Genomic DNA, 25,864 nt, shown 5'->3' on the forward strand with positions numbered 1-25,864 from the left:
TGGCTCTATTTTAATTACCATGGCTGCTGAATATTCCGCAGGACAGCTTTCCTATTGACTTATGCTGTTTATTTACTGAGTACGTGACACGCGCAGATTAATAGCGGCCTTGGCGGTAGCATGCTTATTGATGAAATAACCTGTCAACGGTGCGGTTGAATCCCCCGGCGCCTCCAGCTTGGCGGTATCCAGCGCATAAAGGGTATAGGTATAGGTATGAACTTCCCCGACGGGAGGACAAGGTCCGAGATAACTTTTTTTGCCGGTATCATTGGCTTTGGTGATAGCGCCCCCCGGCAGCGTATTTCCCTTCAAATCTGTGGTTTTTGCAGGGATATCAGCGACGACCCAATGCCAGAAACCACTGCCGGTATGAGCATCCTGATCGTAAAGCGTCACAGCAAAACTTTTTGTTCCCGCCGGTACATTATTCCAGCTCAGCGTCGGCCTGATGTTGCCACCGGTACAGCCAAAATCATTAGCCAGAAATTTGGACTGTATGTTTTCATTATCATGAACGTCGGTACTGGTCAGGGTAAATTCAGCGGCATAGCTGGCACTGGTAGAAAACAAAAATAAGAAAAACGCCCAACCTTGGCTTTTGATAAATTTAAAATGTCGCATATTCATCTCTCGTTAATTAAGAGCTAAAATTTTTAAATGACAATAAAAACTTCCGATACTGTCGTTGATATGCTTATGTTCGGAAAAAAGTGTAAGGCGTTTTTTCTGCGATGATAATTCATGATTAACGAAATGACTCTTCATCTTCTTCGAATAATAAGACCATGGCCAGCCCGGCTAAATAGGTGTGCCTATTAACGCTCCACTTTTGTTTGTCCATGTCCGTTTCCAGGAAATGGGGATGCTGCTTTCATAAACTGGGCCACATTTCTTAATAATTGCCACATGTATCGGCATTGATGATTGCGTGTCACCGTTTCATGAAGCGCCAGCCATAATAACTCTATCCGGTTTACCCAAGGTGAGTAAATAGGTTGATAAATAATGATAAATTTTGGATTTTCAGCCAGCCAATCCAGCGTTTTTTGGCTCTTATGAATGACGTAATTATCAACGATTAGCGTGATAGTTTTCGCGCTGCGGTAGGTACTTTTCAGGTGGCCCAGCATCTGGATAAATAAATCCGAGTTTTTGCCTATGGCACTGACATAATCTACTCGCCCGGTTCCCGCGTGTAACGCCCCAGCCAGGTAATGTTTTTCGTTTTTACCCGGTGTCGGGATCCGCTTTTGGTGTCCTTTACATTGCCAGTCAGCGCCGATTTTTGGATTAAGATCAATGTCCACTTCACCCTCATAAAGACCAGGTGGTCCGCGCAGTTCTTGGTCAACGCCTCTTCAATTGCAGCCATTTTTCTTCTTTATGCGGATCCCTGATGTGCAGTGTCGGGGCAGACCTACGCCAGACCAGGCCGGCTTTCGGCAACCATTTACGCAGCGTTGCAGGATGGAGCGTAGAGTTGAATAGCTTATTGATTTCAATAGATAACAGTTCAGTACTCCAGCGTGAACGAAGATAACCAAAGTCTTGCGGGGAACGTTGAACCAGCAGGTTTAGCATGCGCATTATAGCTTCAACAGGCCAGCACTTTTGGCGTCCAGGCGGGAGACTTTTAACCCTCGACACCAAATAAAGTAAACCAGTTGATCCATCGACCTACCGATGAGCGCGCGGCACAAAGGCGACGGGCGACATCGGTAACTGAGTCGCCCTGATGCAGCATAAGCATGGCCATCAGCCGCCGGGCGTGATTTTTATCGCGCGTTTTATGTATCTCTTTTTGCATCTGGCGTCGTTCATTTCGGGGTATAAATGCTATGATCGGCATAACTCGTCCGGTTGGGTGAAAAGTTCTTTCTGGCGATTGATCAGATCGCTCAAACCGGATTGAGTTCCCTTCGGTGATCTACAATTTGGCACACCTATTTAGACACCATTACGCATTTTCCAGCCAGTCGATAAAAAATGTACTGAACGTGGAAACCTGCAGCGGCTGAAAACGGCGCTGCGGGTAGACAAATTGCAAACCGACCTGCTTTTTATCATTGCGGTTAAAGCCGATAAACGTATCGGCAAACAACACCTGCAAACGCCCTTGTTCAACGTCGCGTTTCACGTCCCACCAGGATTTACTGGCAATACCCGCTCCCGCCAGCACCCACTGGCGCAGCAGCGCGCCGTCATTAAATACCGTGACAGGCTGAACGCGCAGCGTTTTGATTTCCCCTTGTGTCTCGAAACGCCATTCGTTGAATAACGTGCCGCGACATTCCATCACCAGGCAGCGCTGCTGATGCAAATCTTCGGGCCTCTGCGGCATACCGCGTTTTTCCAGATAGCCAGGGGAAGCAACCAGTACCCGATGGTTGGGCTTGATAAGCCGCATGACCAGATTACTGTCAGGCAGATTGCCGAAACGGATGCTCATGTCCAGCCGATGCGTGATTAAATCCACCACATCTTCACATAAATACACCGAGCTTTTCACCTGCGGATACTGCACTGAGAAGGCCAGCAGGGCGGGTGAAAGATATTGGCGGCCAAAGTCAGACGGCGCGGAAATGCGCAGCGTACCGCTCAGCACACCCTCTTTCTGCGTCAGCGTCTCCTCCGCCCGATTCATCTCTTCCAATACGCGAAGGGCGGAATGATAAAACTCCTCACCCGCGCGGGTCAACGCAATGGATCGGGTTGATCGATTGAACAGCCTGGTCTGATAACGCTCTTCCAGCGCTTTCAGCCGTGCGGTCATCGTGGCCGGAGAAAGGTTCATCCGTCTGCCGGCCGCGGCGAGCCCACCGGCATCCACCACCTCAACCAGTAACGCCATGTCTTCAATTTTGCCCATATTCTTCCGTATTATTGAATATAAAATCCTGTTTACCGGGCATTATGAAACCGTGGATGAGGGGATGAAGTCAATTCGAGACGTATCACTTGCGGAAAAAAAGGAGCGGTAGATGCAACATAACCAAGAGGGTGTGAGGCGAAAGGGGACGTTGCCGGCTGATTGGCATAAACCGGGGAGGTATCACTATCTCCCCGGTTTATGTTTGGCTCGGGAATTTACAGCGGACGCTGCTGAGCCACTACCGGGCGGGGCTGGGTACGACGGCCCACCATTCCCATCACGCCGGCCAGAACGGCTTCCACCAGCAGCATGAAGAAGGTGAACCAGCTGGCCTTGGCCGTCGCGGCAGCCGCTTTATCACTGGCTTCCCGCGCTTTTTGTTCCGCCTGCTGTTTTAGCTGTTCATATTGCGCACGGGCCTGCTGATAGCTTTTTTCAATTTGATCGACGGTCTGATCGGCTTCCTGATCGCTCTTGCCGGTGCGCGCCTTGATGATATTTTTCAACGCATCGCGATCGGCGGCCTGGAAAGTATCCTGATTACGCTGGATCAGGCCTTGAATAAAATTAGCCACATCGGTATCCGCGGTCTGGGGGTGATTGGCAGTATCAGATGCCTGATTTTGAGCATTGTTGGCTTCACCCTGCGCTTTATTTTGCAGATTCTCCGGTTGCAGTTCCGATTTACCCGTCTGACGTAATGTGGTTTCAATTTCATTCTGTAAACTGTCGAGATTAATATTATTTTCTCCCAGTTTATCTTTAACCATTTGAGTGACCGGCGGCGCGGCGGCGGAAATACCTTTGCCGACGATTTGCAGCCCCGATCCCACCACACTCATTGCGCCGCTCATGGCGCTGTTGACCACCACAATCAGGAACCAAGCGCAAATCAAGGTATTCACGCCGAACATTAACAGCCCGTGGAGCGCCCCTTCGCGCTGAGCCAGGCGTCCGCTGAAGTAAGCACCCGCGGCTATGGCGATCAGCATACTGGCGCCGGTCCAAATGGCGGCGCCGGTTCCTAAGCCCTCAAGGGGATTCTGTTCTTTCAACGGATCAATGGTGCTGGCACCGACGGCGGTACCCAATATAGCCAACAGTAAATAGACCACCATTGAAATAATGACACCAGCGAAAACAGCGCTCCACGAAATACGTTTGAGCGGAACGCCATTTACCGGCTCAACCAATGTATCGTTGTAATGTCCAGGTGCAGTGGTTGAATTTTCGATCATGTTGAAATCTCCATTTATCGCCAGACTTGTTATTGTCGGATCGCAGTTGCGTGAAGGTAAATTACTGCGACTCATGGCTAACGACAGCATTTAATCAATCCATAACATTAGCCATATTAATATTAGTCATAGAACGGAAAATGTACCAAAAAATCTTTACCGGGCATCATTGCGATAAAAAAGAGGATAAAAAGTAATATTAATCATTGTCATTGATGAGAAAGTGAATCCGCCGCGGCTCTCGCCAACACCTTGGCATTCAGGTAATAACTCTATTCATATTAGCCCTGCTGATAATCCTGGCATGTTGGCACACCGGTCATAGAAAAACGGCGGTCCGGGTTGATTTTTCCCCTGCCGCGAATGTATTCAATAATTATATATTTAGTTTTTATACGATTAAGCTAGCCTTTTCATCTAGCCTTAAAAGTACCGCCAGGAGCAAATATCCTGATACGGTGACCCTTTGTATCATCTCGTTAACGTGACGAACCGCTGCGGCGGTTTTATATTGCCGGATAACTTGTTACATTCGAAATTATATCTATACTAATTATATAGCGCTTGAGGTTGGCTCTGAGAGCGCTATTTCTACAAACTCCGTCCGAGCTCCTACCTTGGGCGGTTTTTTCTGCCTGACTCGGCGCAATCGTCTTTACATTAAAGAATAGTTGGAAAACGACCGATAAATCAGTATGACCTACTGACTTGCCGGGTGATTTAATGGACAACAAAACCGACCATGAGCTCAAGCGCAAAGCCTGGCTTGCCGTGTTCTTGATTTCTGCCGCATTCTGGCTTGCCGTCGGGCTTATCCTCTTTCGCTTCCTGGCTAAGCATAACGCATAAGAAATAGTGACGTTCGGTTGGGCAATGTTATTGTTTGGATCAGGACGCGGGGCGAACGAAGGTCTCAACCTGGTCAGTGCGATCGGTATATAATATGCCGTCCAGATGATCAATTTCATGCTGAATAATTCGCGCATGAAAGTCGCTTGCCCGCCCTTGCACTGCCTGCCCATTGATATCCTGCGCCGTATAGGCGATGTGGCGCCAGCGCTCAACGTAGCCGCGTTGTCCTGGAATGCTCAGGCAACCCTCCCAGCCTTCGGCTTTATCATTGCCTACCGGAGTGATCTGCGGATTAATCAGCGCCGTCAAGGGGACCGGCTCAATGAGCTCACCGTCGCGTTCCAGAGCCTGCGCCACTTCCAACACAATCACGCGCTGCGATATACCCAGCTGCGGCGCCGCCAATCCGACGCCTTTTTCCTCTCGCATGACCCGCGCCATATTATCCACAAGCTCCCGCAGCTCCGCCCCGAAGGCAGAGATAGGCTGTGACTTAGCCCGCAGCGCGGGGTCCGGCACATAAATCAAAGTATATTCAGTCACTTATTTTTCCTTCTACAATAGGCCGCCCCGTTTTTTTATCCTTCCATGGCCTGGATTTATTGTCAATTAGTACAATTGGCAAATATTAACTATCCTTATTCTTGTGAATAATAAAAAGAGGAATAGTTATGTCAGATATTACAAAACCAAATGATGAAGCATTCGATGATTTGGCTAACTCTGCGAAGTACAAAGCTGAAGGTCTCGCCGGCGCCGCCCAGAAAAAATTCGGCGAGGCGGTGGATTCTCCTGACCAACAAGCAAAAGGTGCGGCACGGCAGGCTACGGCAAAGGTCTCCGAAGTCTTTAACGATGCGGTCACAGGGGCCCGTGACCAGGTCCGTGAATATCCGCTCGTAGGGCTTGCCGCAATCGGTACCATCGGTCTCCTGCTGGGTTTTATACTGGGCCGGAAATAACTTCCCGGGGCGTTTGCCCGCCCCTTTCCCCCTCTTTACCTCCTTATCGCATCGATTGTCGGATGGCGCCATTCACCCCAATGTGGTACACACTGTTGAAAGCTCAAGCCTGCCGCCGGCTCCGATGGCGATAGGGAGACGACAATGCGGGATCCCATCGTTTTTGGCGAGTGCTGCATCAAAAACGCATATACAACGAATTCACTTTTGGCCGTCTCAGAATGAAACAAGAAGTATTGGCGGGGATATCAGTGGCCGGCCTCTTGCTGCCCTCGGCCATCGCTTATGCGGCTATTGCCGGCCTGTCGCCGGACCACGCGATCGTCGCCACCATTGTCGGTCTTGGCATCTATGCCCTGCTGGGACGAAGCCGATTCGCCATGGTCGCGCCCACCTCATCATCGGCGGCCATTCTGGCAGCGCTGATCATTTCAATGCAACGGCAGGTGCCCCAGGGCGCTCTGGTGGCCGATGCGGCAATCCTCGGGGCCGGATTATGCTTTCTGGTTGCCGGCGCCTTGCGTGCCGGCGCCTTGGCGAGTTTTATCTCGCGCCCGGTGCTGAGCGGCTTTTCTTTTGGGATTGCATTGACCATTACCATCAAGCAGATCCCCGCTATCGCCGGCGTTACGCTGCCACCAAACGGAGACAGCGGCATCCTGCCGTTGATCTGGCATTTAACCGAAGCCTTGCCGCAATTCCATATCGCGTCGGTGGCGCTGGGGGTTTCGGCGTTGCTCAGTCTGGCGGTTTTGCGCCGATGGCGTGGCTTCCCGGCCTCGGCGCTGGTGCTTGCCGCCGGCGTGCTGCTATCGGCGCTGGTGGACCTGCCGGCATACCGTGTGGGTTTGGTGGGAGCCATCGCCATCGCGATGCCCGGACTCTCCTGGCCCGCGCTTTCCCTTGATGACTGGTCACGAATTATTGAACTCTCGGTGCCGCTGTTTCTGATTCTTTTCGCCGAGTCCTGGGGGTCAATTCGCGGCCTTGCGCTGCTGCACGGCGACAAGGTCGTCGCCAACCGCGAGCTGGTTGCACTGGGCTTCGCCAACGCTGTCGCCGGGCTGCTGCACGGCATGCCGGTAGGGGCGGGTTTTTCCGCATCTTCCGCGGCGGAATCCGCCGGGGCGCGGACCCGCTATGCCGGCCTCGCAGCCATGATAGTATTGATCATTCTCAGCCTGTGGGGCCGCTCCCTGGTGGCGCTGGTGCCGGCGCCTGTGCTGGCATCCGTCGTTATCGCATCCTTGTTTCACGCGCTCAATCCGGGGCCTGTGCTGCGGCTTTGGCACATTCGGCGCGACGAAATCGTGGCGACGGCCGCCGCCCTGGCCGTGATTGGGTTTGGCGTGCTCGACGGCATGATGATTGCGGTTGGCTTATCCTTACTGGCCCTGCTGCAACGGTTCTCCGCCGCACGGATTGCCCGCCTTGGGAGAATTCCCGGCACCCATGATTTTGTCGATTTGGCCAGAAACCAGAAAACCGAGACAGACCCGAGGATTTTGATGGTGCGGCCCATGGAGCCGCTGTTCTTTGCCAACGCGGAACGGGTGCTGGCGGTGGTGGCCGATTGGGCCGAGGCGGATTCGGCCATCCGGGTGGTCATTCTTTCACTTGAAGAAAGTCCGGATTTTGACAGCACGGCAATGGATGCCTTGCTTGAATGCCAGGTGCGTTTGGCGAAAACCAGGCGCACGCTTCTACTGGCGCGGGTAAAGGATGATCTTCGCGACCTGTTTCGCGTAGCCGGTCCCCATTGGCTGGCAAGCGACGATTGCTGTTTCTGGAGCGTGTCGGATGCGTTTAAAGCGGCGTTAAAGAGACCGTAGTACAGAAAGTGTTGACTAATCTGGGGTGGTCCAAAAACGGCAAGTCATGTAACAATTCAGCAATATCTTGATTATACTCTCTCTTTATGTGAACCGTCGTTGAGGAAGTGATGCATCGTATCGTATTGTTATTGTCATCTTTGTTTCTAGCCGGCGCGGTTTTTGCCGGCCCGGTCTTGGCTAATCCAATTTCACCTCTATCGTCGGCCTTGAATGAGCGCATGCTCATAATGAAAGATGTAGCAGGTTACAAGGCAGAACACCATTTACCGGTTGAAGATTTAGTCAGGGAACAAAAAGTTGTCGCTTTGGCACAGGAAGAAGCGAGGGACACAGGTCTGGATCCACAGTCTGTGGTGCCGTTTATACAGGCACAGATGGATGTTGCAAAGGCTATTCAATACCGTTACCTTGCTGATTGGTTATCCAGCCCTGAGCAGAACTGGCGACCTAAAAACCTTGATGATGTCAGGAAGGCGATTTCTGACCATGACAAGGTGATACTGAATTCGATCGGCCAGCGATTACTTGTCGGTCGTTTTAGCGAACAGGATAAGTCGGAAATTTTTGGCTTATTGAATGCGCCTAATTTAAGCGATGCAGACAAGTCTCACCTGGTTAACGCATTGTCCCTGATCAAGCGTGGAACATAGAAAACACTGCCTTTCCATCCGGCAATGTGCCCATCGGTGCGCGGCCACAACAAGGGAGTGTCCACGATTCCAGGGGCAGTCAGGGCACATAAACTCTTACCAGGATATCTTTTAAGGTTAAATCACCTATGCTTCGCTCCGCATTTTTCATTCGCCTTATCAGCATCATTACTCTTTTGCATGTGTATATCGGCGTGCGGCTCATTTCTGATCTGCCGGTGGGCGCCCCGTTCAAATGGCTGGGAGGACTGCTGCTGGTTGTGTCCGTTTTTCTGATCCCGCTGGGCATGGCCGCGCGCACTATCAAAAAACAGCCGCTGTCGGACCTGCTGGCTTGGATAGGCTATCTCGCCATAGGCTTGTTCTCGTCGCTGCTGGTGCTGACCGTATTGCGCGATATCCTGCTGCTGTTGCTTTACGTCGTGAACCGCCTGCGGGGCATAGCTTCAACCCCTTACGATTTCATCTCCGTGAGCGCGCTCTGCGTGCCGGCGCTGGCCGTACTGCTCACGTTGCTGGGCGTCTATTACGCGCGCCGAAATGCGCCGGTGAAGATTATCGATGTCCCTATCCCGGGACTGGCGGCGGCGCTGCATGGCTTCAAGATTGTGCAAATCACCGACATCCATATCGGCCCCACCATCAAACGCGGCTATGTGGAGAAAATCGTCGCCACGGTGAACGGGCTCAAGGCGGATCTGATTGCCGTCACCGGCGATGTGGTCGACGGCACGGTGCCCCGGCTGGCGGCGGATGCGCAGCCCCTCGGCGCGCTATCGGCCAGGCACGGCACCTTCTTCGTTACCGGAAATCATGAATATTATTCCGGCGCGGATGAATGGATCGTTGAGTTTCGCCGCCTAGGCTTCCGGGTGTTGATGAACGAGCATGTGGTGGTGAACCACGACGGCGCGCATGCTGTCATTGCCGGCGTAACGGATTACAACGCGGGCAACGTAGACCCAGCGCACATGAGCTCCCCGGCGAAAGCCATACAAGGCGCCCCGAGGGACATCCCGTTCCGGCTGCTGCTGGCCCATCAGCCGCGCAGCGCGGCCGCCGCATCGGAGGCAGGCTTTACGCTGCAATTATCCGGCCACACCCACGGCGGCCAGTTCCTGCCGTGGATGTTCTTCATTCGGTTTCAGCAGCCGTTTGTGCACGGGCTGGGCAAACTCAACGATCTTTGGGTATACACCAGCCGCGGCACGGGCTACTGGGGGCCGCCGGTACGGCTGGCCGCGCCGTCTGAAGTCACGCTTTTGCGTCTGGTGGCGGATCAACCCGCGGTTTAACCGCAATGGCCGCAACGCCGGACGTTGCGCTTCTTGACAAAGTGCCCTGCCGGGGCAAGCTGCCAGATCGACTCCGGGTACGTTTGTCAGCAGTCTGAACGGCCGGCGACGCCGGACGTTCGCCATACCCCACGGCCGCGTCGTCTCACAAGCAGCCTGTCGATATATTCATGCCTTTACAGGGTCGGGCTTTTGCGCGCCCGCGCCACGATCTGCGTCGGGTTGACGAAGCGCAGCGCCACAATCAGCCAGATAAGCGAACTCACGGTGTAGATAACGGCCATGGCGTCAATGGATTGTCCGGCCCTCACCCCGGCGGCGAAAACGGAATAATAAAGTGATACCACCAGCGTCTGGCTGCTGGGGCCGGCGGTGAGGAAGGTCAGTTCAAACATGGAGATAGTCCTCACCAGGGACAGCAGGGTTGCCGCCAGGATCCCTGGCAACAGCATGGGAATCAGCACATGAATGAACAGCTTGCCCGTATTGGCGCCGAAGACATGGGCCGCCGCCTCGATGCGCGGATCGATCTGCTCGATAAACGGTATCATCAGCACCACGACAAAAGGAACGGTGGGCACGAGATTGGCCAGGATAACGCCATTCATGGTGCCCGCCAGACCCAGGCGATAGAGTAAGGTGGCGAGGGGAATGCCGAAGGTGATGGGCGGCACCAGCAGCGGCAACAGGAACAGCGCCATCACCAGCGATTTGCCGGGGAAGTTCCGCCGTGCCAGCCCGTAGGCGGCGGGCACGCCGATCAGCGCCGACAGCACAACCACCGTGCCGACGATCTGGAACGTCGTCACCAGCACGTCCCCCAGCTGAAACTCCCGCCAGGCGGAAAAGTACCAGCGGAACGTGAAGCCGGCCGGGAGCCAGGTGCCGAACCAACGGGTGCCGAATGAGTTCACCACCACGGTGGCGATAAGCGCCAGCAGATTAAGGATGAAAAAGGCCACAAAGGCCCAGATGGCAATCTTCCACAGCCTGTCCAGGGTAGTTTCCAGGTTCATAGCAGCTTTTCCAGGTTCATGGTTTATCCCTTGCCCCCACCCGCGGGCCCTTTATAAAACAGGCTGCGCGCCGTGAGAATGATGCCGACGATAACAAATTGGACGACAGCCATGATCATGGCGATAGCCGATGCGAAGGAGTAGTCGTACTGCTCGAACGCCGCCTGCGCGGCCGCAATGGAGATCACCCGCGTCTCCCCCGCCGGCGCCCCCAGGATAACGGCGGAGGGGAAGACCGAAAATGCATCCACAAAAGACAGGCAGAAGATAACCGCCAGGCCGGGCAGGATAAGCGGCAGGATCACATGCCGGAAACGCTGGCGCGCCCGGGCGCCGAGGGTGGCGGCGGCCTGCTCCAGGGCCGGGTCGATACCGGAAATCATCGACAGGGCCAGCAGGAAGGTGAAGGGGAAGCCGGTGATGATCAGGGACAGGAAGACACCGGTATAGTTGTGGACCAGGCGCACCGGATGATCGATAAGTCCCACGGTGACCAGCACCCGGTTAAACCAGCCCTGCGGCCCAAGGTAGTTCAGCAGGCCGTCGGCCACCAGCACGGTGCCGAGGGTGATGGGAATCACCAGAATGGTGGTCAGCACCCGCTGATGGCGCATCAGCCGCACCCGCATGGCGATGGGCACCGACAGCGCCACGTTCACCAGCGTGACGGGGAATGCGAGCTGCAGGGTCAGCCAGATCGTCTGATAAATATAGGGATCGGAAAAAAATTTGGCGTAGTTGGCATACCATTGCCCGCTCTTGGGCATAAAGGAATGCACCAGTCCATAGAGAAACGGATAGATAAAAAGCAGCAGCAGGAACAGCGCCGCCGGCAAAATCAGCAGCGTCACGCCGTCAAAACCATAGTCCGCCAGCCTGCGGCTTCGCTGGGTGTACAGGGTTTCAGCGCCGGCCGGCTTCATTGCACGTTCTCCCGCGGGTAAACCAGCACACGATCGGCGGGCGCCCCCAAGCGCACCGTCGCACCCGGGGCCATAGCGTCACGCGCCCGGAAAAAGACCTCGTATCCGTCAGCGGTCCGGCCGGATCCGAGAAAATTCTCGCCGGAATACTCCATTCCGGTCACGGTCGCGCCGATAGCACCCTCCGGCATCGGAACCAGGTCGGAAGGACGAATGGCGGCCACCACCTCTCCCGCGTTCGTGGCGTCCATCCCCCGGCCCCATAGGGTTGCGCCCGAAAGTGACATTTCTACGTCATCCCCCAGCTTGCGCAGGATCCGCGCGGGCAGCGCGTTGCGAAATCCCATGAACTCCGCCACATCAAGATGGGCCGGCCGATTGTAGAGATCGTGCGGCGTACCGATCTGGCGCACGCCGCCATCGCGCAACACGACGATCCGGTCGGCGAGGGACAGGGCCTCGTCCTGATCGTGCGTCACGTAAATGGTGGCGGAACCCAGCAAACGGTGTATACGGCGGATTTCGCCGCGCATTTCGAGCCGCAGCTTGGCATCCAGGTTTGAAAGGGGCTCGTCCATAAGCACCAGCGGCGGCTCCACCGCGATGGCGCGCGCAATGGCCACGCGCTGCTGCTGCCCGCCGGAGAGCTGGGCCGGCAATTTATCGGCCTGCTGCGCCAGCCTGACCACGTTCAGGGATTCCTCCACCTTAAGATCCATTTTGGCTTTCGCCACTCCCTGCATTTGCAGGCCGAAGCCCACGTTGCGCCGGACAGTCATGTGCGGGAACAGCGCATAGTTCTGAAACACCATGCCAAAGCCGCGGTCCTCCGGCTTGAGCATGTCGATACGGCGATCATCGAGCCAAATGCCGCCCCCGCTCAGGGACAACAGGCCCGCCAGACAATTCAGGGCGGTGGATTTACCGCAGCCCGACGGACCGAGCAGCGCAATGAACTCCCCGCGTTTTACCGTCAGCGTCACGTCCCGCAGCGCATTATGGCTGCCGAAGGCGCGGCTGATATGCTCCAGGCGCAGTTCGCGAAAATCCCGTGATGTTATTGCCATTGTTCACTGCCTCAGCCTGAGTTCGGTATCAAAAGAGCGGGCCGCAGCCAGGCCCGCCATCTTCCGCCTATTCCCTATTTCTGCATCTTTGCCGCGCCAATGTCGCGATCCCACTTATCGAACATGGCCACCAGTTGCTTGGCGTCCAGGGGCGGCTCGGTGGGGTTGTTGGCGATAAGCCCGGCGTATTCAGGCCGCCCGAAGGTCTTGATCGTCTCCTGGCTGTCGGCCGGAGCCATATCCAGGGTGACGCCCTTGATGGACGGACCGGGATACATATAGCCGTGATCGTACATAAAGGCCTGTTGTTCGGGTTTCAGGATAAAGGCCATTAATTGCAGCACTACATCCAGTTTTTCTTTCGCGATCCCCTTGGGTATGGCCATGTAATTGGCATCCCCCACCCAATGGAATCCCTTCAGGGTGCCGACCTTATACTCCGCCGGCACGATGCCCAAATAGCGGGGATTGATGTCCCAACCTCCCGTGGAGGCGATGATATCGCGGGTGCCCTCGGCCAGCTCCTTCATGGTTGCCGTGGTGCCGCCGGGGTAGTATTCAATGCAGCCGTCAAGCTGCTTGAGATAGGCCCAGGTCTTGTCCCAGCCGTGGACCGGATCCAGGGGGTCCTTGTCTTTGAGCAAATAGGGCAGACCCATCACAAAGGTCCTGCCCGGGCCGGAATTGGACGGCCGGGCATACATGAATTTACCGGGATTGGCCTTGCACCAGGACAGCAGTTTTTCCGCCGTGTCCGGCATATTCTTCACCCGATCCGGCGCGTATTCCAGTAGCGGGCCGGACGGCGTCCAATCCACCACAAACGCTTGTCCACGCGCCATTTTCTGCATCAGGTAGGCACCAGGGAGATAGAGCTGCTCCATGTTCGGAAACATGCTCTGGTATTGTGGCAGAATTTGCATCCACAACCCTTGCCCCATCCCGGCGGCAAGGGCATCGTTGCCGGTAAGGACAAAGTCGATGTCCACCCGTCCGGCATCCTGCTGCGCCTTCAGCTTGCCGGCCAGTTCGGGAGCCGTGGCCTGCGTGAAGACAAAGTTCTTCACCAGTTCGGGATGCTCGGCCTTGAATTTATCGAACGCGGGCTGGCTTATCTGCAGGTCGCCGGCCACATCGATAACGTTAATGGTAACGGGTTCCGCGAAAGCCTGAAACGAACCGGCGAGAGACGAGAGAACCACGGTAGCCGCCAGTGCGGCCAGACGGCAAAGGGCAATGCTGCTTTTTTTCACGACTCCACTCCTTTAATCAGTGTTAACTCAGGTTCTTCGTTTCCCAGGGTTAGCGGGTCAGCCGGCTTGCCGCGGGACCATCAAGGAACAGTTGACAATTATCATGCTGCTGCAAAATGGATGCGGGACATGCATTGGTCACCGGCCCCTCCACAACGCCGCGCACCGCCTCGGCCTTGCGTTCGTCCGGCACCGTGAGGATCACCACCTTGCTGGCCATAATGCGTTGCACCGTCATTGAGATGGCCCGCAGGGGAACCTCCTCAAGGGTGGCGAACCAGCCCTCGCCAAACTGCTGCCGGCGACAGCGTTCATCCAGATCCACCACCTTATAAGCCACCGTGGAGGTGAAATCAGCCGGCGGGTCGTTGAAGGCGAGATGGCCGTTCTCGCCGATGCCGGCGAACATGACATCGATGGGATGTTTATCCAGCAGGTCGCCGATGCGCTGCAGTTCTTCCTCCACATCCGCCGCATCGCCCCGGATAAAGTGAAAAGCCCCAAGCGTCGGCAGCCTGGAGACAAAACGCTCCTGGAGATAGCGGAGAAAGCTGGCGGGATGCGTTTGTGGCATACCGATATATTCATCAAGATGGAAGGCAGTGACCCGGGACCAGTCAATCTCCTCGTGCCCGATAAGCGCCTCGATCATTTCAAACTGACTGGCGCCGGTGGCCAAGACAATGTTCGCCCTGCCGCTTTTCCCGATGGCCGCGACGATTGCCGCCGCTCCGGCCGATGCAGCCGCGCCGGCGGTTTGTACCTTGGCGGCAAATTTATGAATTTTAATCATTCGCTCCTCTTCGGGCAGGACTGGCTGTATGAATTTTAAACCAAGGTACAATCGAGGAGAAAAAGCGTCAATGGTAAAATTACTCGTTATAGATACGTTTTTCTTATCATAGCCAGTAAATTTACATGCAGTTGTGTATAGCCTTCTTATGCTATAGCGATCTTAAATTTCATTAACGGTCTGAGGGTTAACGGGAGAATACCGGCGTATCAATGGGATGACGGATTATAACACTCACTGTGCAGTACAGCTTTACTGCAATGGAGGGAATAACTTTAGCTTAAGTTTGCGTTTGCAATTTACTTTCACGCTAAGTAATCTTTCTCAAAACGCAATCTTCCCGCATATCATTACCTATCGGGAAAAACGGCAATACAGGACCCAGAGCCATGACAAAAACGCGTAAGTCTAAACACGGCGGTCCCGGCCTTCGTGAAATCGCTGCCGAGGCAAACGTCAGTATCGCCACGGTGTCACGGGTGTTGAACGGCAATGCCCGCGTCGACCCGGCTATGCGCAAACAGGTTTTGGACGCGGCTGACAGGCTCAATATCGACACCCAGCAGTCGCCCAAGTCCGGCGCCCTGGTCTTTCTTCTCAGCAACCGGACAATGTTGCCGCCTTTCCACGCCTGTATCCTGGCGGGCGCCGAATCCTATTGCGCCGCCCATGGCTGGGATCTGTTTTTCGTATCCCTGGCTTATCCCCCTAATGCCACCCCACGAGAGCTGCACCTGCCCAAGCTGTTGCAACGCCGCGAGATGGTGCGCGGCGTCATACTGGCGGGCAATCCCTCGCCGAATCTCATCGAATTGCTGGAGCAAAAGAACATCAGTTATGTGGTGCTCGGCAGCAACATTCTCGGTGAATTTCCCACCCTGAAGAATGACGTGGTCTTCTCCGATGAGATGCGCGGCGGCGAAGACGTGACCCGTTATCTCATCGGTCTGGGCCATAGGGATATCTGGTTTGTCGGCAATACCCGCCTGCCCTGGTTTGCCCGCTATCACGAAGGATATTGCCGGGTTATGGAAGAGGCATCGCTCAACCCCAGGCTGAGCAGTATCGATTCGGAAGATGACACCGAAATCGGCTATCTGGGCACCAAATACCTGCTCTCCACCGGCGAACCCGTATCTGCCATTTTCGCCGGCAACGACTCCACCGCCTGTGGCGTCTATAAGGGGCTGCGGGAACAGGGCCTGCGCATCCCGGAAAACATCAGCGTGGTGGGCTGCAACGATACGGTGGGCGATTTGCTCTACCCGAGCCTGACCACCATCCGTGAGTTCCCCGAGCAGATGGGACGCCACATGACGGAGCTGCTGTTAGAGCGCATCGCCAATCCCGAACTGGAATCCCGCCGGCTGATGATGCCGACCCAGTTCGTCAGGCGTGACTCCTGCGCTCCGGTGGCGGGGGGAGAGACACACAGCGCAGATGACAGTGATTCGGCTTTCAGCGCCATATCACAGCAGTGACCCACGGCAAAAATGAGTACGTCCGGTTTGCCGGACGCTTATATCGAATAGATTAAGCGCACTGCTGATTTGACTCACTGAATAAGACTCCATGGAATAAATCATCAAAATCATCCATTTAGTTTATCAATAAGACTTTCATTCATCATGGATATACTTCCCGTGATCGAAAAGCGAAGTTGGTATACTCTCTATTTAATCAAATCCCATTATATTTAACGGGTTACTTAACTTAGAGAAAGGACATTATGGATATCAATAATTGCACAAATAGCAACACTGCATCAGGCCAAGAAAGCGCCATCATCAGCCACAACAGTAATTTACCCAAAAGATTTGAATTGCTTATTAACAATTTAGAATCCGTCAACAATCGCACCGACAAGGCCGGCATCAAAGATTTTATTCATTTTTCAAAATATAATCTTGAAAAATAAATTCTTCCCTCATGAGCGTCAGTAATCCGCAAGAGGTCCTAGAGTTAATACAACAGGCCTCTCGTCCGTGCCTGATTATTAAGGATGAAATTGAATTAGGTGGTGGCAGTATGTCCTATATCCTTCAAGAAGAAGGTAAATTAGAGGATTCATTGAAATCGCTGAAGGATCGATTACAGATTGATATCGGCATCCAGACCCTGAAGAAGCGCCTTTATCCACTGAAGAAAAAGTGATAAGAGAGGCTCTGCGTATTGGCAAGCAAATTGAAGAAAAATCCCGGAGACTACAAAGCGCATTGAAGAAGAGACTAAGCGTTCATTGAATAAAGTAGAAAAAGAAACCAATCGGTTAGGTAAACGTATTGGTAAACATTTTCGTTAAAAATGAAATTGCATTGAAAATATAAAAGCCAAATCGTTACATCCATTTATTGTTCATTTTTAGCTAGGAGTTTTAATATGCCAAGCTTTTGAATTGATAGTGATATTGGTTTATGTAAGTTGGGCTGTCCTATGCGGTAGTCCAAAAGACTCCATGTGTGTCCGGTTAAGTGAATGAACACGCTTATGGATGACATTAATCTTTTGCCAGACAATATGAATATCACATCAAAAATTTAAAATCATGTGTGAAAAATTTAAACCCGCGAATGGGGACTTATCATTTTTAAAAATGAATTACCGGGAATTGCAAAGAATTTTGATAGATCGAGCAATCTTCATGAAAAATCATAAACAAAGCGCAAAACAACCTTGCTTTCAGAATGAACCAGTGAATACACTCTTCTTGCCGTTACCCGTATGAAAGCCATGTCGGAATGCCGTTTTAACTTTTCATAAAATTTTTAGGAGTTGCACCATGCTTAAGAAATTTATATTGTCCATTACTTTCCTAGGCTTCATAATTATTACCTATCTTCCTAAAAGTCAAATTACTTCTTTATTGGGATGGACTCTCCCGCTTCTATGGGCTCTGGTAGTTTGTTTGAATACTTTTTCCCCAATCTTCATAAAAGTTATCTCGGGTGCCTTCATACCATAAAGGCTGGAAAGAATTGTCAAAGGGTTGTTTTCTGTAAGCACGGGATTGATCGCGCTGGGTGCTGGTATCTTCTTTTATACTCGCCATTTTATGGACTTCAGCGCGGGTTGGATAAGTTTGTCATTCATTGGCATAGCGCTTTACAACGCGGCGTTGGTCCAAATAAATACGGCATGTAAAAGCATGATAAATTGGTGAATCCTCTGGCTGTTGTATTGTACGGTAACGGTCAACTAGCCTGTTAGAGGGTTATCAATATACGATGCCTCCCGTTGATTGTCTTCCAGCCAGAGAACTCCATTGAATGCGAAATCTTCAATTTTCGCCATGTACGCTTTCTTTTGCGCACTAGCGCGCAGTTTTACATTTCACGGAAGCTTACTGTAGCGACGCACAGTGGCATTGTAGATGCGTTGGAACACACGCCAATGCTTAAGGAAATGTTCGATTTGGCACGATCGGCGAGGAATTTCTATTGAGACTTCCCTGAATCCGGTTTTGCCCTGTTTTATTCCTCAGTATGAAAATAAAGACTGATAGTTGAATTTTACCAACAGGAGAGTTGATATGTTGCCAGACGTTAAAAAGGTTAATAACATTAACAAACGACAATATCAGGGAAGTAAAATTGCCGCCATTCAGGCTTTAGCCGAATCGGCTGACCCCGAGCCTGAGATTTTAGAACGCCTTTGCTTCTTTCCAATGACGTTGTAAAGAAGTGAAAGTTGCTGCCACCTTAGCGTTAGGCAGAATCAACCGATTGCTGTAACCCCGCCTCTTTCTCTTTGCGGTACGATTCGGCAAGAATAGAAATATAATGCCTGACTTTTGCCGGCGACCGAAGCGATGTACGTTATCGGATAATTGCATCATACAGGCCGGGCAGCCGGTGGTAATAGTATCCGCGTCAGTGTGGTTGACATCGTTGATTTTTCTTTCAGCGATGGCCACCGAGGTTTTAAAATGCGTTAGCACGTAGGAACCGCCGCTGCCGCAGCAAGCGTCAGCCCTGGCCATTTCCTTGAATATCACCCCCGGTATATTTTTCAGTATCTGCCTGGGTTCACGGGAAACCTTCATCACTTTTTTCAGGTGGCAGGGATCATGATAGGTCAGGACGGCATTCACCTGGCCTCGGGGGATGCGATAGCCGGTGACATCAGTCAGCAGCGTTGATATATCATAGGTACGGCTGCGCCAAAATTCCGCCCTTGGCCCATACACCGGATCTTGCCTGAATATTTCCGGATAATCGTGTTGCCAGGCCCCCCCGCAGGAACCGCAGCCGGTAACGATATAATCAACGCCGCTGTTGTCCATCGCGTCAATATTTTTTCTGCCAAGCCGGCGAATGGATTCTATATCGCCATGGACCAACACGGGCACGCCGCAACATCCCTGATCCCGGGGAATCACCACTGCTATGTTATTTTCCTGCAAAACCGACACCAGATCTTCACCCACCTCGGGGTACAAATAATTAAACGAACACCCGGTAAAAAAAGCCACCCTGGCAACAGGATTTTCCACCGGGAGGACATCAGGCAGGCGATCCCGCAGGGGCTTTTTGGCTAACGCCGGCAGCCGCCGGTTTTGGTCAAAGCCCGCCGATTTTCCCAGCAACGCCAGCGAAGCGCGGGGGGCGATGGCCTGTTGCCCGGCCTGGCGAAATAACAAGCCGCTGAGCCGCGCGCCGGTTTTCATGCCCAGATCAAATACCCCCTGATGTTCCAGGGTGCTGAATATCGCCTTTTTGACCCAGGGCAGTCCCTTCTCCCGCACCACGGCACACCGCAGCGCCAGAATGATTCGGCCAAAATCAACCTTGGTGGGACAATTTTGCATACAGGACTTACACACCAGGCAGTTGAACAGCATATCGACGACGTCTTGATCATCAATCTGCAAATTGCCGGCCATGACGGCTTCAGCAACGCCTATCTTGCCCCGCGCCACGCCGGATTCGGTTTTAGTGGTTTTATAAACCGGGCAAACGGCCATGCAGAAACCACAGTGCATACACTTATCCAGTTCACTCTGGATTGCCGTCAGGTCGTCGTATACGGTCCGGACCGGGATTGACTTTTCAACGGGAAACATGAGTCTTCTCTTCCCTGGGAATGAGCTTGCCGGGATTTAACATATGGGTGGGATCCAGGGCATTTTTAATGGCTTGCATGAGTTCGAGACCAGAGTCACCAATCTCATTGCCTAAGAAACGCATCTTGGCGATGCCTATGCCGTGTTCCCCCGATAAGGTGCCGCCTAATTTCAGGGCGGTGGCAAAGATCTCCTCGACGGCCTGATGCACCCGGGACATCTCGTCAGCATTATATTTATCGGCGAGGATGGTGGGATGCAGATTCCCGTCGCCGGCATGGCCAAAGGTGCCGAGCACCAGCCGGTACTTGCGCCCGATCTCCGCCAGCGCAAGCAGCATGTCGGTGACACGACTGCGCGGCACGGTGGCGTCTTCCAATACCACCGTATTGTTAAGTGACGCCAGCGCCGGCAATGCCGCCCGTCGGGCGGACCAGAGGTTGTCGCGCTCTTCATCTGAATTGGCGATATGCAAGCTACCGTGGTTTTCTTCGACAATCCGTATCACCGCGTCGGCTTCTTGCGCCACCACCAGTTCGGCCATGCCATCAACCTCAATCAATAGCAGCGCCGCGGCGTCCGTGGGCAGTCCGACATGGGCAAAATCCTCCACCGTTCGGATGGTCATGTTATCCATAATTTCCAGGGTGGCGGGAATAACCTGCGCCTTGATAATATCGGAAACCGTTTTACCGGCGTCTTCCATGATATTGAAGGCGGCCAGCATCGCTTTATGAAATTTCGGCTCGGGGAGTAATTTGCAGGTTATTTCCACAATGATGCCCAACGTGCCTTCAGAACCAACAAAGAGGCTGGAAAAATCATAAGCAGTGACGTTTTTCACCGTTTTACCGCCAAAACGCACGCTGTTGCCATTGGCCAGGACGACTTCCATGCCCATGACATAATGTTTGGTGACGCCATATTTCAAGCCGCGCAGTCCCCCCGAGTTTTCCGCCACCGAGCCCCCCATGGTGGCGGTGGTGACGGTGCCCGGATCGGGGGGATACATCAGCCCAAAGGGCGCAATGGCATTGTTAAGATCCTGGATGACAACGCCGGGCTGTACGGTGGCGGTAAGATTCTCCGCATCGATTTCCAGAATTTGATCCATTTTTTGCAACGACAGGACTATCCCATGGTCAAGAGGAATGGTTCCGCCGCTCAAATTGGTTCCTGCGCCGCGCGGGTAGATGGCAATACTTTTCCAGGCGGCCAATTGCACCACCTTTCGCACTTGCGCCGTGCTGGTAGGCATGACAATCACTTCAGGCATGGCATGGGGCACATCGGCAGTGGCATCATAGCTATACGTCGTCAAATTAACGCTGCCAATCAATACATTATCTTTCCCTACAATAGCTTGGAGTTGGTTAATGATAATTTCGTCCAACATACATCAATCCATTAGCGCTTCGAATTTCAGGGTTGAAAGATTGTTGGCCGATTCACTGTTTGCGAATGTGATCGGTAACGCTAAATACAATGAAAAGAAAAAAGAGGGGGCCGATGGAACTGAAATACCTAATTGTGCCTTAAGCGTTTTTAACGAAAAGTGGTTAAATCACAATAAATCAGTCTTAATAACAACATAAACCCGTCAACTTACTGCCGCGAGATTTTAATGCCCAATCAGCGTTATGCTGCCATCGACCAGGGAACCACAGGTACGCGAGTCATTGTTTTTTCAGAAGACGGCACGCACCATTCCCCTGCCGCAATCGCCCATAAACAAATTACCCCCGATTCCGGCTGGGTCGAACATGATCCAATGGAGATCCTGGGCAATATCCGTCTGTGCCTCAGCGATTGTAACGTGGTGGATGCCATCGGCCTCGCGCACCAGGGCGAGAGCATCGTGGCATGGGATGCCCAAAGTGGTTTACCGTTATACAATGCCATTGTCTGGCAGGATCAGCGTACTGAATCGGTCATCCGACAGTTGAAAGAGGATGGCGCGGAAGCGATGGTTCGTGAGAAAACAGGGCTGCCTTTAGATACCTACTTTTCTGCCAGTAAGATGGGCTGGATTATGCGTAATGTGCCGGACGCGAAAAAACTCGCCCGTAATGGGCGGTTGCGTCTTGGGACAATGGATGCTTTTTTCCTGTTTCATCTTTGCGGCACGCACGCAACGGATTACAACTCCGCTTCCCGGACCTCGCTGTTTAATATCAGAACCCTGCAGTGGGATGACGCGCTTTGCCGGCTGTTTGGCGTTCCCATCGAAGCCCTGCCCGCCGTTAAAGATAATATCGGGTATTTTGGTGATGTGACGCTGGCGGGAAAGACCGTCCCTCTCACGGCTTGTATTGTTGATCAATTTGCCGGTACCTATGGACATGGCTGCCGCTCTCCCGGACAGATGAAAATCACCTTCGGTACCGGCGCCTTTTTGCAGTCGATCACCGGTAATGCAGTGCCCGATGCGGCAAATTCAGGGCTATTACCTACGTTATGCTGGAAGCTGCCGGGAGAAGAGCCGGTGTATGGTTTGGATGGCGGCGTATATAACGCAGCCTCGGCAATTAACTGGGCGCGGAAAATCGGCCTGTTCACCGATATTGAAGATTTTTCTGACTTTCCAAATCAGCCTGCCATCGCTCGCGGTTTAGCGTTTGTACCTGCTTTGTCCGGCCTTGGCTGCCCATACTGGGATCGTTCTGCCGCAGGGCTGTGGGCCGGGCTCTCCCTGGAAACCGAGCGCAAAGACATGCTTCAATCGATTCTTGAAGGGATTGCCATCCGCTCAGCGGAAGTGATTAATGCCATGGACAAGGTGCAGCCGATAGGGGATAGCATCACGGTTGACGGCGGGCTCTCATCGAACCGGTATTTTAAGCAATTCCTTTCTGACCTGATTCAAAAACACATTGTTTCACCCGTTAACCGCGAAATGACGGCGCAAGGCGTGGCATTGCTCGCGCAAAAAGGCTTGGGAAATCATGACGCGTTCAAGATAAACGGTAATCATGAGGTCATCACACCGCAACGTAATGATTTACAACCTTTTTATACTCGCTATTTGGACATCATTTCCCGCTCCCGCAATTTACGCGCTTAACATGAAGGACAAGGGATATACCCGTAAAACTTCCCGCTGCGGGTTTTATGGTCACAAGGTTGGCTTTCCCGCAGCTCGCCGTTTTTAGGGTATATATCTGCTCATTTTTCCGGCACAGGTTCACTCAATTGAAATGGACAGCGTGCTGTCTGAGGTCAAGTGAGTAATATTGATATTTTTCAGCAGGATCCGGCGCTCCGGCATGCAGCGATGACGCCGGCGGTACAGCTCCCGTTGCCCGTCGCGTACCACAACCTCACCGCTGACGGGCCGCGAAACCCTGATGTTCAGCGTCGCCGTTTTATCTTCGCCGCCCAGACGGATGACGGCCGGGGCCGACATTCGGATAATATCCTGATGTTCAATGGGCAACACCGGATTATCCGTGTGTGTCGGCTGCTCTTCCTGCAGAGCCAGGGCCACGGCTTTGCCTACTTGCAAGCCTTCCTGATAGCATTGGTCGCCCATATCTGCCGGATGCGTCATATTCCCTACCGCATAAAAGTCGCGATCAGAACAGCAACCATGCTGATCAAAAAGAGGACGGCCGGTTTTTTTATCATGCTGCAAATGACTTTTAAGAATCAGGGTATATTCCCCAACGAATTTGCCGGTGAAAATGACGCTGTCGCAGTCCAGCCTTAATGTTTTGCCGTGCTTATCGGTAATGTCCATACCCTCAACACGTTCACTGCCACAGATATGACTGACCCGAGTGTTAAAATGAACGGGCACTCTCAGTAAATGGGCCAATAACGTACTGAGGCGAAAGGCAACAGGACGGGGATGCTCATCCACTAACGCCACAGGCTTGATACCTGCGCGGTATAAGGTCCAAAGCGCAGAAAAACTGACCAGTTCGCTGCCAACGATGACCGAGCGGTTTCCTGGTTTGAGCTTACGCAAATAGATAAACTGCTGTAATGCACCGGCCGTCAGCACCCCTTGCGGACGAAGACCGCTTATCAGTCGCGCATGTCGCGGCGTTTCACGTACGCCCGTCGCGATAATCACTCTCTTTGCCTGAAGCGTTTCTAAACCGTTATCCGACGAAATATCAACGAAACCCCCGGGCCGGATACTGATAACCGTGGTGTCGGTTCGCAGGGGAATCTCCTTGACCGGCTGCAGAATCTTCTTTATCCAGGTATTCCCTTTCATTGGCCGAAAATAGGTCAGGAGTCCGAACGTGGGATGTTGGCAATGCCGCGGCACCCCGCCCGCCTGGCTCTCACGCTCAATCAACAGCAAATCTTGGACACCCGCGTCCTTTAATGCTCTGGCAGCGGCCAACCCCGCCGGGCCGGCACCGATAATAATCACCTTGTAGTTTTTTTTCATTCTATATGTCCAACGACCAGCGAGTTATACAAACGGTTCCCAGCTATCTCGGCCACATGATTACTACAGAAAAACCCATTACATCGTCCCATCATGACGCGCGTTCGGCGACGAAGTCCCCCGATACATTCAGGAGGAATATCAGAGTCAAATGCCGCCTCTATCTCCCTGCGGGTAACCAGTTCGCAGTGGCAGACAATCCCACCGTTGCCCGGGCAGGCGTAATCCCTTGGCTGGTATTCGGACAGCATAGGCATGGTGGGCCAGAAAAGTTGCCCTGGGGATCCAACGCAAACAAAGGCGCAAAATTCTGCCTATAGAGGGATTCAATATGGGCGGCAATCCCCAGTGCGGAAGTCAGCCCGGTAGAACGAATCCCACCCGCGGTAATCCACTGTTTTTCAGGATAATCGAGTATGCGATATTCTTTCTTTTCGGTAGCGGGACGTAAACCGGCGTAGGTCGCCGTTACGCTATAATCCGCCAGGCTGGGCAGCAGCCGGCAACCTTTCTCCATCAGCTCTTTTAGCTTTTCTTCATCGACTTCAGCTTTATCGCGATCGGTTTGTTCTTCCGCCGTCGGCCCCAGAATAAGATTGCCAAAGATGGTCTTTGACAATAAAACCCCTTTCGTGATTGCGGTGGGGACCGGCAAAATGATCGCTGTGATTTTTTCCGCGGCGGGCTTGTCGTAAACCAAAAACTGACCTTTACGCGGACGGATTTCAAATTCAGGTTCGCGCCACATTGCATCAACATGGTCGCCATGATTGCCCGCGCAGTTGATTACCAGCCGCGCGTTGAATGTGCCCTTCTCCGTTTCCAAAGTCCACTGGCCGTCGTTAAAACCGGCATGTCTGACCCCACAGTTGAAATGATACCGGCCACCGTGTTTGACGCCTTGTACCAGGTAAGCCAATGGCGTGCTCCAGGGATCAATAACACTTTCGCCGGGAACAATGACCCCGCCCATTGCGCCGGGTGAAAGGTGGGGTTCACGTTGATATATTTCTTGGCTATCAATCTGCCTAACATCCATTACCCCGTTCTGATGCGCCACCTTCACAATTCCGGCTAAAGCCGCAAACTGTTCGTCATTCCAGGCAATCACTATCGCTCCCGTTTCCAGCAGCGGCAGGTTCATTTTCTGATGGATAGCAAGGTATTCCCGGTAGCCGGCCTGCATGCAGGCTAGCTCCAGGCTGTCCGGCGGAGCATCAAATCCGGTATGCAGCAAAGCGCTGTTGGCCTTGCTGGCGCCGGAGAGAATATCCCCGCCTTTTTCCAGCAGCACCGCTCTGGCCCCCATTAGACAAAAGCGCCGGAATACAGCACATCCCACCACGCCTCCACCGATAACAATCACGTCTGCGGAACTGTTTGATTGTGTCATGACTTTATTTCCACCTTCACTTAACACGCTAAAACAAACTTCGACAATCCATGGCATTTTGTAAACAAAACGATCAGAAAATGCGTCACACCCCTGACCGTTTGAATGGCCGGGAAGATAAGTGAGTGCTAAAAACCTACGCCAGCAATTGACCAAAATCAATATGAAAAATGACCGTTCGGTCATAAGGCGTGAATAAATCCACACAAACAGCATATTCATCTACTCGCCAGTCTCAACCCGGA

Annotated in this window: 23 protein-coding genes and 1 pseudogene; 9 read left to right on the forward strand and 15 right to left on the reverse strand. The window is 53.0% G+C overall.

Annotated features, from left to right (window positions below):
- Positions 1 to 72 precede the first annotated feature (72 nt).
- From GTU79_RS21685 to GTU79_RS21700, 4 genes and pseudogenes are all read right to left on the reverse strand, one after another.
- Positions 73 to 573, reverse strand: coding sequence for a YbhB/YbcL family Raf kinase inhibitor-like protein (locus GTU79_RS21685; protein WP_253073393.1), 501 nt, complete (start codon positions 571 to 573; stop codon positions 73 to 75).
- 245 nt (positions 574 to 818) lie between these two features.
- Positions 819 to 1,852, reverse strand: a pseudogene (locus GTU79_RS21690) (IS630 family transposase).
- 108 nt (positions 1,853 to 1,960) lie between these two features.
- A complete protein-coding gene (locus GTU79_RS21695) occupies positions 1,961 to 2,872 on the reverse strand; it encodes a LysR family transcriptional regulator (protein WP_203524721.1) in 912 nt (303 codons plus the stop codon).
- 218 nt (positions 2,873 to 3,090) lie between these two features.
- The gene (locus GTU79_RS21700; RefSeq protein WP_243701526.1) at positions 3,091 to 4,113 is read right to left on the reverse strand and encodes a hypothetical protein; all 1,023 of its coding nucleotides are present in this window, start codon (positions 4,111 to 4,113) and stop codon (positions 3,091 to 3,093) included.
- Positions 4,114 to 4,836: 723 nt separating this feature from the next.
- On the opposite strand from GTU79_RS21700, the gene GTU79_RS21705 reads away from it, so the two are divergent.
- Positions 4,837 to 4,962, forward strand: a complete 126-nt coding sequence (locus GTU79_RS21705) for a YmiA family putative membrane protein (RefSeq protein ID WP_203524722.1) — start codon at positions 4,837 to 4,839, stop codon at positions 4,960 to 4,962.
- 39 nt (positions 4,963 to 5,001) lie between these two features.
- Here the strand turns inward: GTU79_RS21705 and def are convergent, their stop codons facing one another.
- Complete coding sequence (gene def / locus GTU79_RS21710; protein ID WP_203524723.1) at positions 5,002 to 5,508, reverse strand: peptide deformylase; 507 nt, start codon at positions 5,506 to 5,508, stop codon at positions 5,002 to 5,004.
- Between the two features lie 128 nt (positions 5,509 to 5,636).
- On the opposite strand from def, the gene GTU79_RS21715 reads away from it, so the two are divergent.
- The 4 genes from GTU79_RS21715 (at position 5,637) to GTU79_RS21730 (ending at position 9,707) form a co-directional block, all read left to right on the forward strand.
- Complete coding sequence (locus GTU79_RS21715; RefSeq protein WP_203524724.1) at positions 5,637 to 5,927, forward strand: CsbD family protein; 291 nt, start codon at positions 5,637 to 5,639, stop codon at positions 5,925 to 5,927.
- A gap of 221 nt (positions 5,928 to 6,148) precedes the next feature.
- Positions 6,149 to 7,759, forward strand: coding sequence for a SulP family inorganic anion transporter (locus tag GTU79_RS21720; protein ID WP_203524725.1), 1,611 nt, complete (start codon positions 6,149 to 6,151; stop codon positions 7,757 to 7,759).
- Positions 7,760 to 7,869: 110 nt separating this feature from the next.
- A complete protein-coding gene (locus tag GTU79_RS21725) occupies positions 7,870 to 8,412 on the forward strand; it encodes a chorismate mutase (RefSeq protein ID WP_203524726.1) in 543 nt (180 codons plus the stop codon).
- Positions 8,413 to 8,540: 128 nt separating this feature from the next.
- Positions 8,541 to 9,707, forward strand: a complete 1,167-nt coding sequence (locus tag GTU79_RS21730; RefSeq protein ID WP_203524727.1) for a metallophosphoesterase — start codon at positions 8,541 to 8,543, stop codon at positions 9,705 to 9,707.
- Positions 9,708 to 9,883: 176 nt separating this feature from the next.
- Here the strand turns inward: GTU79_RS21730 and GTU79_RS21735 are convergent, their stop codons facing one another.
- From GTU79_RS21735 to GTU79_RS21755, 5 genes are all read right to left on the reverse strand, one after another.
- The gene (locus GTU79_RS21735; RefSeq protein ID WP_132926378.1) at positions 9,884 to 10,723 is read right to left on the reverse strand and encodes an ABC transporter permease; all 840 of its coding nucleotides are present in this window, start codon (positions 10,721 to 10,723) and stop codon (positions 9,884 to 9,886) included.
- A 23-nt stretch (positions 10,724 to 10,746) separates the two neighbouring features.
- On the reverse strand, positions 10,747 to 11,646 hold the full coding sequence (locus tag GTU79_RS21740; RefSeq protein ID WP_132926376.1) for an ABC transporter permease: 900 nt from the start codon (positions 11,644 to 11,646) through the stop codon (positions 10,747 to 10,749).
- A complete protein-coding gene (locus tag GTU79_RS21745) occupies positions 11,643 to 12,713 on the reverse strand; it encodes an ABC transporter ATP-binding protein (RefSeq protein ID WP_203524728.1) in 1,071 nt (356 codons plus the stop codon). Before GTU79_RS21745 ends, GTU79_RS21740 begins: the two co-directional genes overlap by 4 nt.
- 74 nt (positions 12,714 to 12,787) lie before the next feature.
- The gene (locus tag GTU79_RS21750) at positions 12,788 to 13,966 is read right to left on the reverse strand and encodes an extracellular solute-binding protein (RefSeq protein ID WP_132926372.1); all 1,179 of its coding nucleotides are present in this window, start codon (positions 13,964 to 13,966) and stop codon (positions 12,788 to 12,790) included.
- A gap of 49 nt (positions 13,967 to 14,015) precedes the next feature.
- Positions 14,016 to 14,759: a glucosamine-6-phosphate deaminase gene (locus GTU79_RS21755; RefSeq protein ID WP_203524729.1), complete on the reverse strand. Its 744-nt coding sequence runs from the start codon at positions 14,757 to 14,759 to the stop codon at positions 14,016 to 14,018.
- 389 nt (positions 14,760 to 15,148) lie between these two features.
- Between GTU79_RS21755 and GTU79_RS21760 the strand changes: the two genes are divergently transcribed.
- The 3 genes from GTU79_RS21760 (at position 15,149) to GTU79_RS21770 (ending at position 16,913) form a co-directional block, all read left to right on the forward strand.
- Positions 15,149 to 16,240 carry a LacI family DNA-binding transcriptional regulator gene (locus GTU79_RS21760; RefSeq protein ID WP_203524730.1) on the forward strand — a complete coding sequence of 364 codons (1,092 nt, stop codon included), beginning with the start codon at positions 15,149 to 15,151 and terminating at the stop codon, positions 16,238 to 16,240.
- Positions 16,241 to 16,488: 248 nt separating this feature from the next.
- Positions 16,489 to 16,677, forward strand: a complete 189-nt coding sequence (locus GTU79_RS21765; protein ID WP_214513353.1) for a hypothetical protein — start codon at positions 16,489 to 16,491, stop codon at positions 16,675 to 16,677.
- An 11-nt stretch (positions 16,678 to 16,688) separates the two neighbouring features.
- Positions 16,689 to 16,913: a hypothetical protein gene (locus tag GTU79_RS21770; RefSeq protein ID WP_214513354.1), complete on the forward strand. Its 225-nt coding sequence runs from the start codon at positions 16,689 to 16,691 to the stop codon at positions 16,911 to 16,913.
- A gap of 1,486 nt (positions 16,914 to 18,399) precedes the next feature.
- Here GTU79_RS21770 and GTU79_RS21775 read toward each other — a convergent pair.
- Both GTU79_RS21775 and GTU79_RS21780 read right to left on the reverse strand, forming a co-directional pair.
- Positions 18,400 to 19,821 (reverse strand): (Fe-S)-binding protein, encoded by a 1,422-nt coding sequence (locus GTU79_RS21775; protein ID WP_214513355.1) that lies wholly within the window; start codon positions 19,819 to 19,821, stop codon positions 18,400 to 18,402.
- Complete coding sequence (locus GTU79_RS21780; RefSeq protein ID WP_203524734.1) at positions 19,808 to 21,217, reverse strand: FAD-binding oxidoreductase; 1,410 nt, start codon at positions 21,215 to 21,217, stop codon at positions 19,808 to 19,810. Before GTU79_RS21780 ends, GTU79_RS21775 begins: the two co-directional genes overlap by 14 nt.
- A gap of 228 nt (positions 21,218 to 21,445) precedes the next feature.
- On the opposite strand from GTU79_RS21780, the gene GTU79_RS21785 reads away from it, so the two are divergent.
- Complete coding sequence (locus tag GTU79_RS21785; RefSeq protein WP_203524735.1) at positions 21,446 to 22,885, forward strand: FGGY-family carbohydrate kinase; 1,440 nt, start codon at positions 21,446 to 21,448, stop codon at positions 22,883 to 22,885.
- Between the two features lie 120 nt (positions 22,886 to 23,005).
- Here GTU79_RS21785 and GTU79_RS21790 read toward each other — a convergent pair whose 3' ends face one another.
- Genes GTU79_RS21790 through GTU79_RS21795 form a run of 3 tightly spaced genes read right to left on the reverse strand, consistent with a single transcriptional unit; the run spans position 23,006 to position 25,841 of the window.
- Positions 23,006 to 24,226, reverse strand: a complete 1,221-nt coding sequence (locus GTU79_RS21790) for an FAD-dependent oxidoreductase (RefSeq protein WP_203524736.1) — start codon at positions 24,224 to 24,226, stop codon at positions 23,006 to 23,008.
- A complete protein-coding gene (locus GTU79_RS31205; protein ID WP_338091429.1) occupies positions 24,223 to 24,483 on the reverse strand; it encodes a (2Fe-2S)-binding protein in 261 nt (86 codons plus the stop codon). Before GTU79_RS31205 ends, GTU79_RS21790 begins: the two co-directional genes overlap by 4 nt.
- Complete coding sequence (locus tag GTU79_RS21795) at positions 24,387 to 25,841, reverse strand: NAD(P)/FAD-dependent oxidoreductase (RefSeq protein WP_338091430.1); 1,455 nt, start codon at positions 25,839 to 25,841, stop codon at positions 24,387 to 24,389. The genes GTU79_RS31205 and GTU79_RS21795 overlap by 97 nt, the downstream gene beginning before the upstream one ends.
- Positions 25,842 to 25,864 lie beyond the last annotated feature (23 nt).

The organism is Sodalis ligni (assembly GCF_016865525.2).
Taxonomy (GTDB): domain Bacteria; phylum Pseudomonadota; class Gammaproteobacteria; order Enterobacterales; family Enterobacteriaceae; genus Acerihabitans; species Acerihabitans ligni.

Excerpts from the sequence above, each read along its gene's own strand:
- GTU79_RS21760 (WP_203524730.1), top strand. The coding sequence starts at position 15,149 with ATGACAAAAACGCGTAAGTCTAAACACGGCGGTCCCGGCCTTCGTGAA.
- GTU79_RS21695 (WP_203524721.1), bottom strand. The coding sequence starts at position 2,872 with ATGGGCAAAATTGAAGACATGGCGTTACTGGTTGAGGTGGTGGATGCC.
- GTU79_RS21735 (WP_132926378.1), bottom strand. The coding sequence starts at position 10,723 with ATGAACCTGGAAACTACCCTGGACAGGCTGTGGAAGATTGCCATCTGG.
- GTU79_RS21715 (WP_203524724.1), top strand. The coding sequence starts at position 5,637 with ATGTCAGATATTACAAAACCAAATGATGAAGCATTCGATGATTTGGCT.
- GTU79_RS21720 (WP_203524725.1), top strand. The coding sequence starts at position 6,149 with ATGAAACAAGAAGTATTGGCGGGGATATCAGTGGCCGGCCTCTTGCTG.
- GTU79_RS21745 (WP_203524728.1), bottom strand. The coding sequence starts at position 12,713 with ATGGCAATAACATCACGGGATTTTCGCGAACTGCGCCTGGAGCATATC.
- GTU79_RS21730 (WP_203524727.1), top strand. The coding sequence starts at position 8,541 with ATGCTTCGCTCCGCATTTTTCATTCGCCTTATCAGCATCATTACTCTT.
- GTU79_RS21740 (WP_132926376.1), bottom strand. The coding sequence starts at position 11,646 with ATGAAGCCGGCCGGCGCTGAAACCCTGTACACCCAGCGAAGCCGCAGG.
- GTU79_RS21705 (WP_203524722.1), top strand. The coding sequence starts at position 4,837 with ATGGACAACAAAACCGACCATGAGCTCAAGCGCAAAGCCTGGCTTGCC.
- GTU79_RS21790 (WP_203524736.1), bottom strand. The coding sequence starts at position 24,226 with ATGAAAAAAAACTACAAGGTGATTATTATCGGTGCCGGCCCGGCGGGG.
- GTU79_RS21795 (WP_338091430.1), bottom strand. The coding sequence starts at position 25,841 with ATGAATATGCTGTTTGTGTGGATTTATTCACGCCTTATGACCGAACGG.
- GTU79_RS21765 (WP_214513353.1), top strand. The coding sequence starts at position 16,489 with ATGGATATCAATAATTGCACAAATAGCAACACTGCATCAGGCCAAGAA.
- GTU79_RS31205 (WP_338091429.1), bottom strand. The coding sequence starts at position 24,483 with ATGCCTATGCTGTCCGAATACCAGCCAAGGGATTACGCCTGCCCGGGC.
- GTU79_RS21775 (WP_214513355.1), bottom strand. The coding sequence starts at position 19,821 with ATGTTTCCCGTTGAAAAGTCAATCCCGGTCCGGACCGTATACGACGAC.
- GTU79_RS21755 (WP_203524729.1), bottom strand. The coding sequence starts at position 14,759 with ATGATTAAAATTCATAAATTTGCCGCCAAGGTACAAACCGCCGGCGCG.
- GTU79_RS21725 (WP_203524726.1), top strand. The coding sequence starts at position 7,870 with ATGCATCGTATCGTATTGTTATTGTCATCTTTGTTTCTAGCCGGCGCG.
- GTU79_RS21785 (WP_203524735.1), top strand. The coding sequence starts at position 21,446 with ATGCCCAATCAGCGTTATGCTGCCATCGACCAGGGAACCACAGGTACG.
- GTU79_RS21770 (WP_214513354.1), top strand. The coding sequence starts at position 16,689 with ATGAGCGTCAGTAATCCGCAAGAGGTCCTAGAGTTAATACAACAGGCC.
- GTU79_RS21780 (WP_203524734.1), bottom strand. The coding sequence starts at position 21,217 with ATGTTGGACGAAATTATCATTAACCAACTCCAAGCTATTGTAGGGAAA.
- GTU79_RS21700 (WP_243701526.1), bottom strand. The coding sequence starts at position 4,113 with ATGATCGAAAATTCAACCACTGCACCTGGACATTACAACGATACATTG.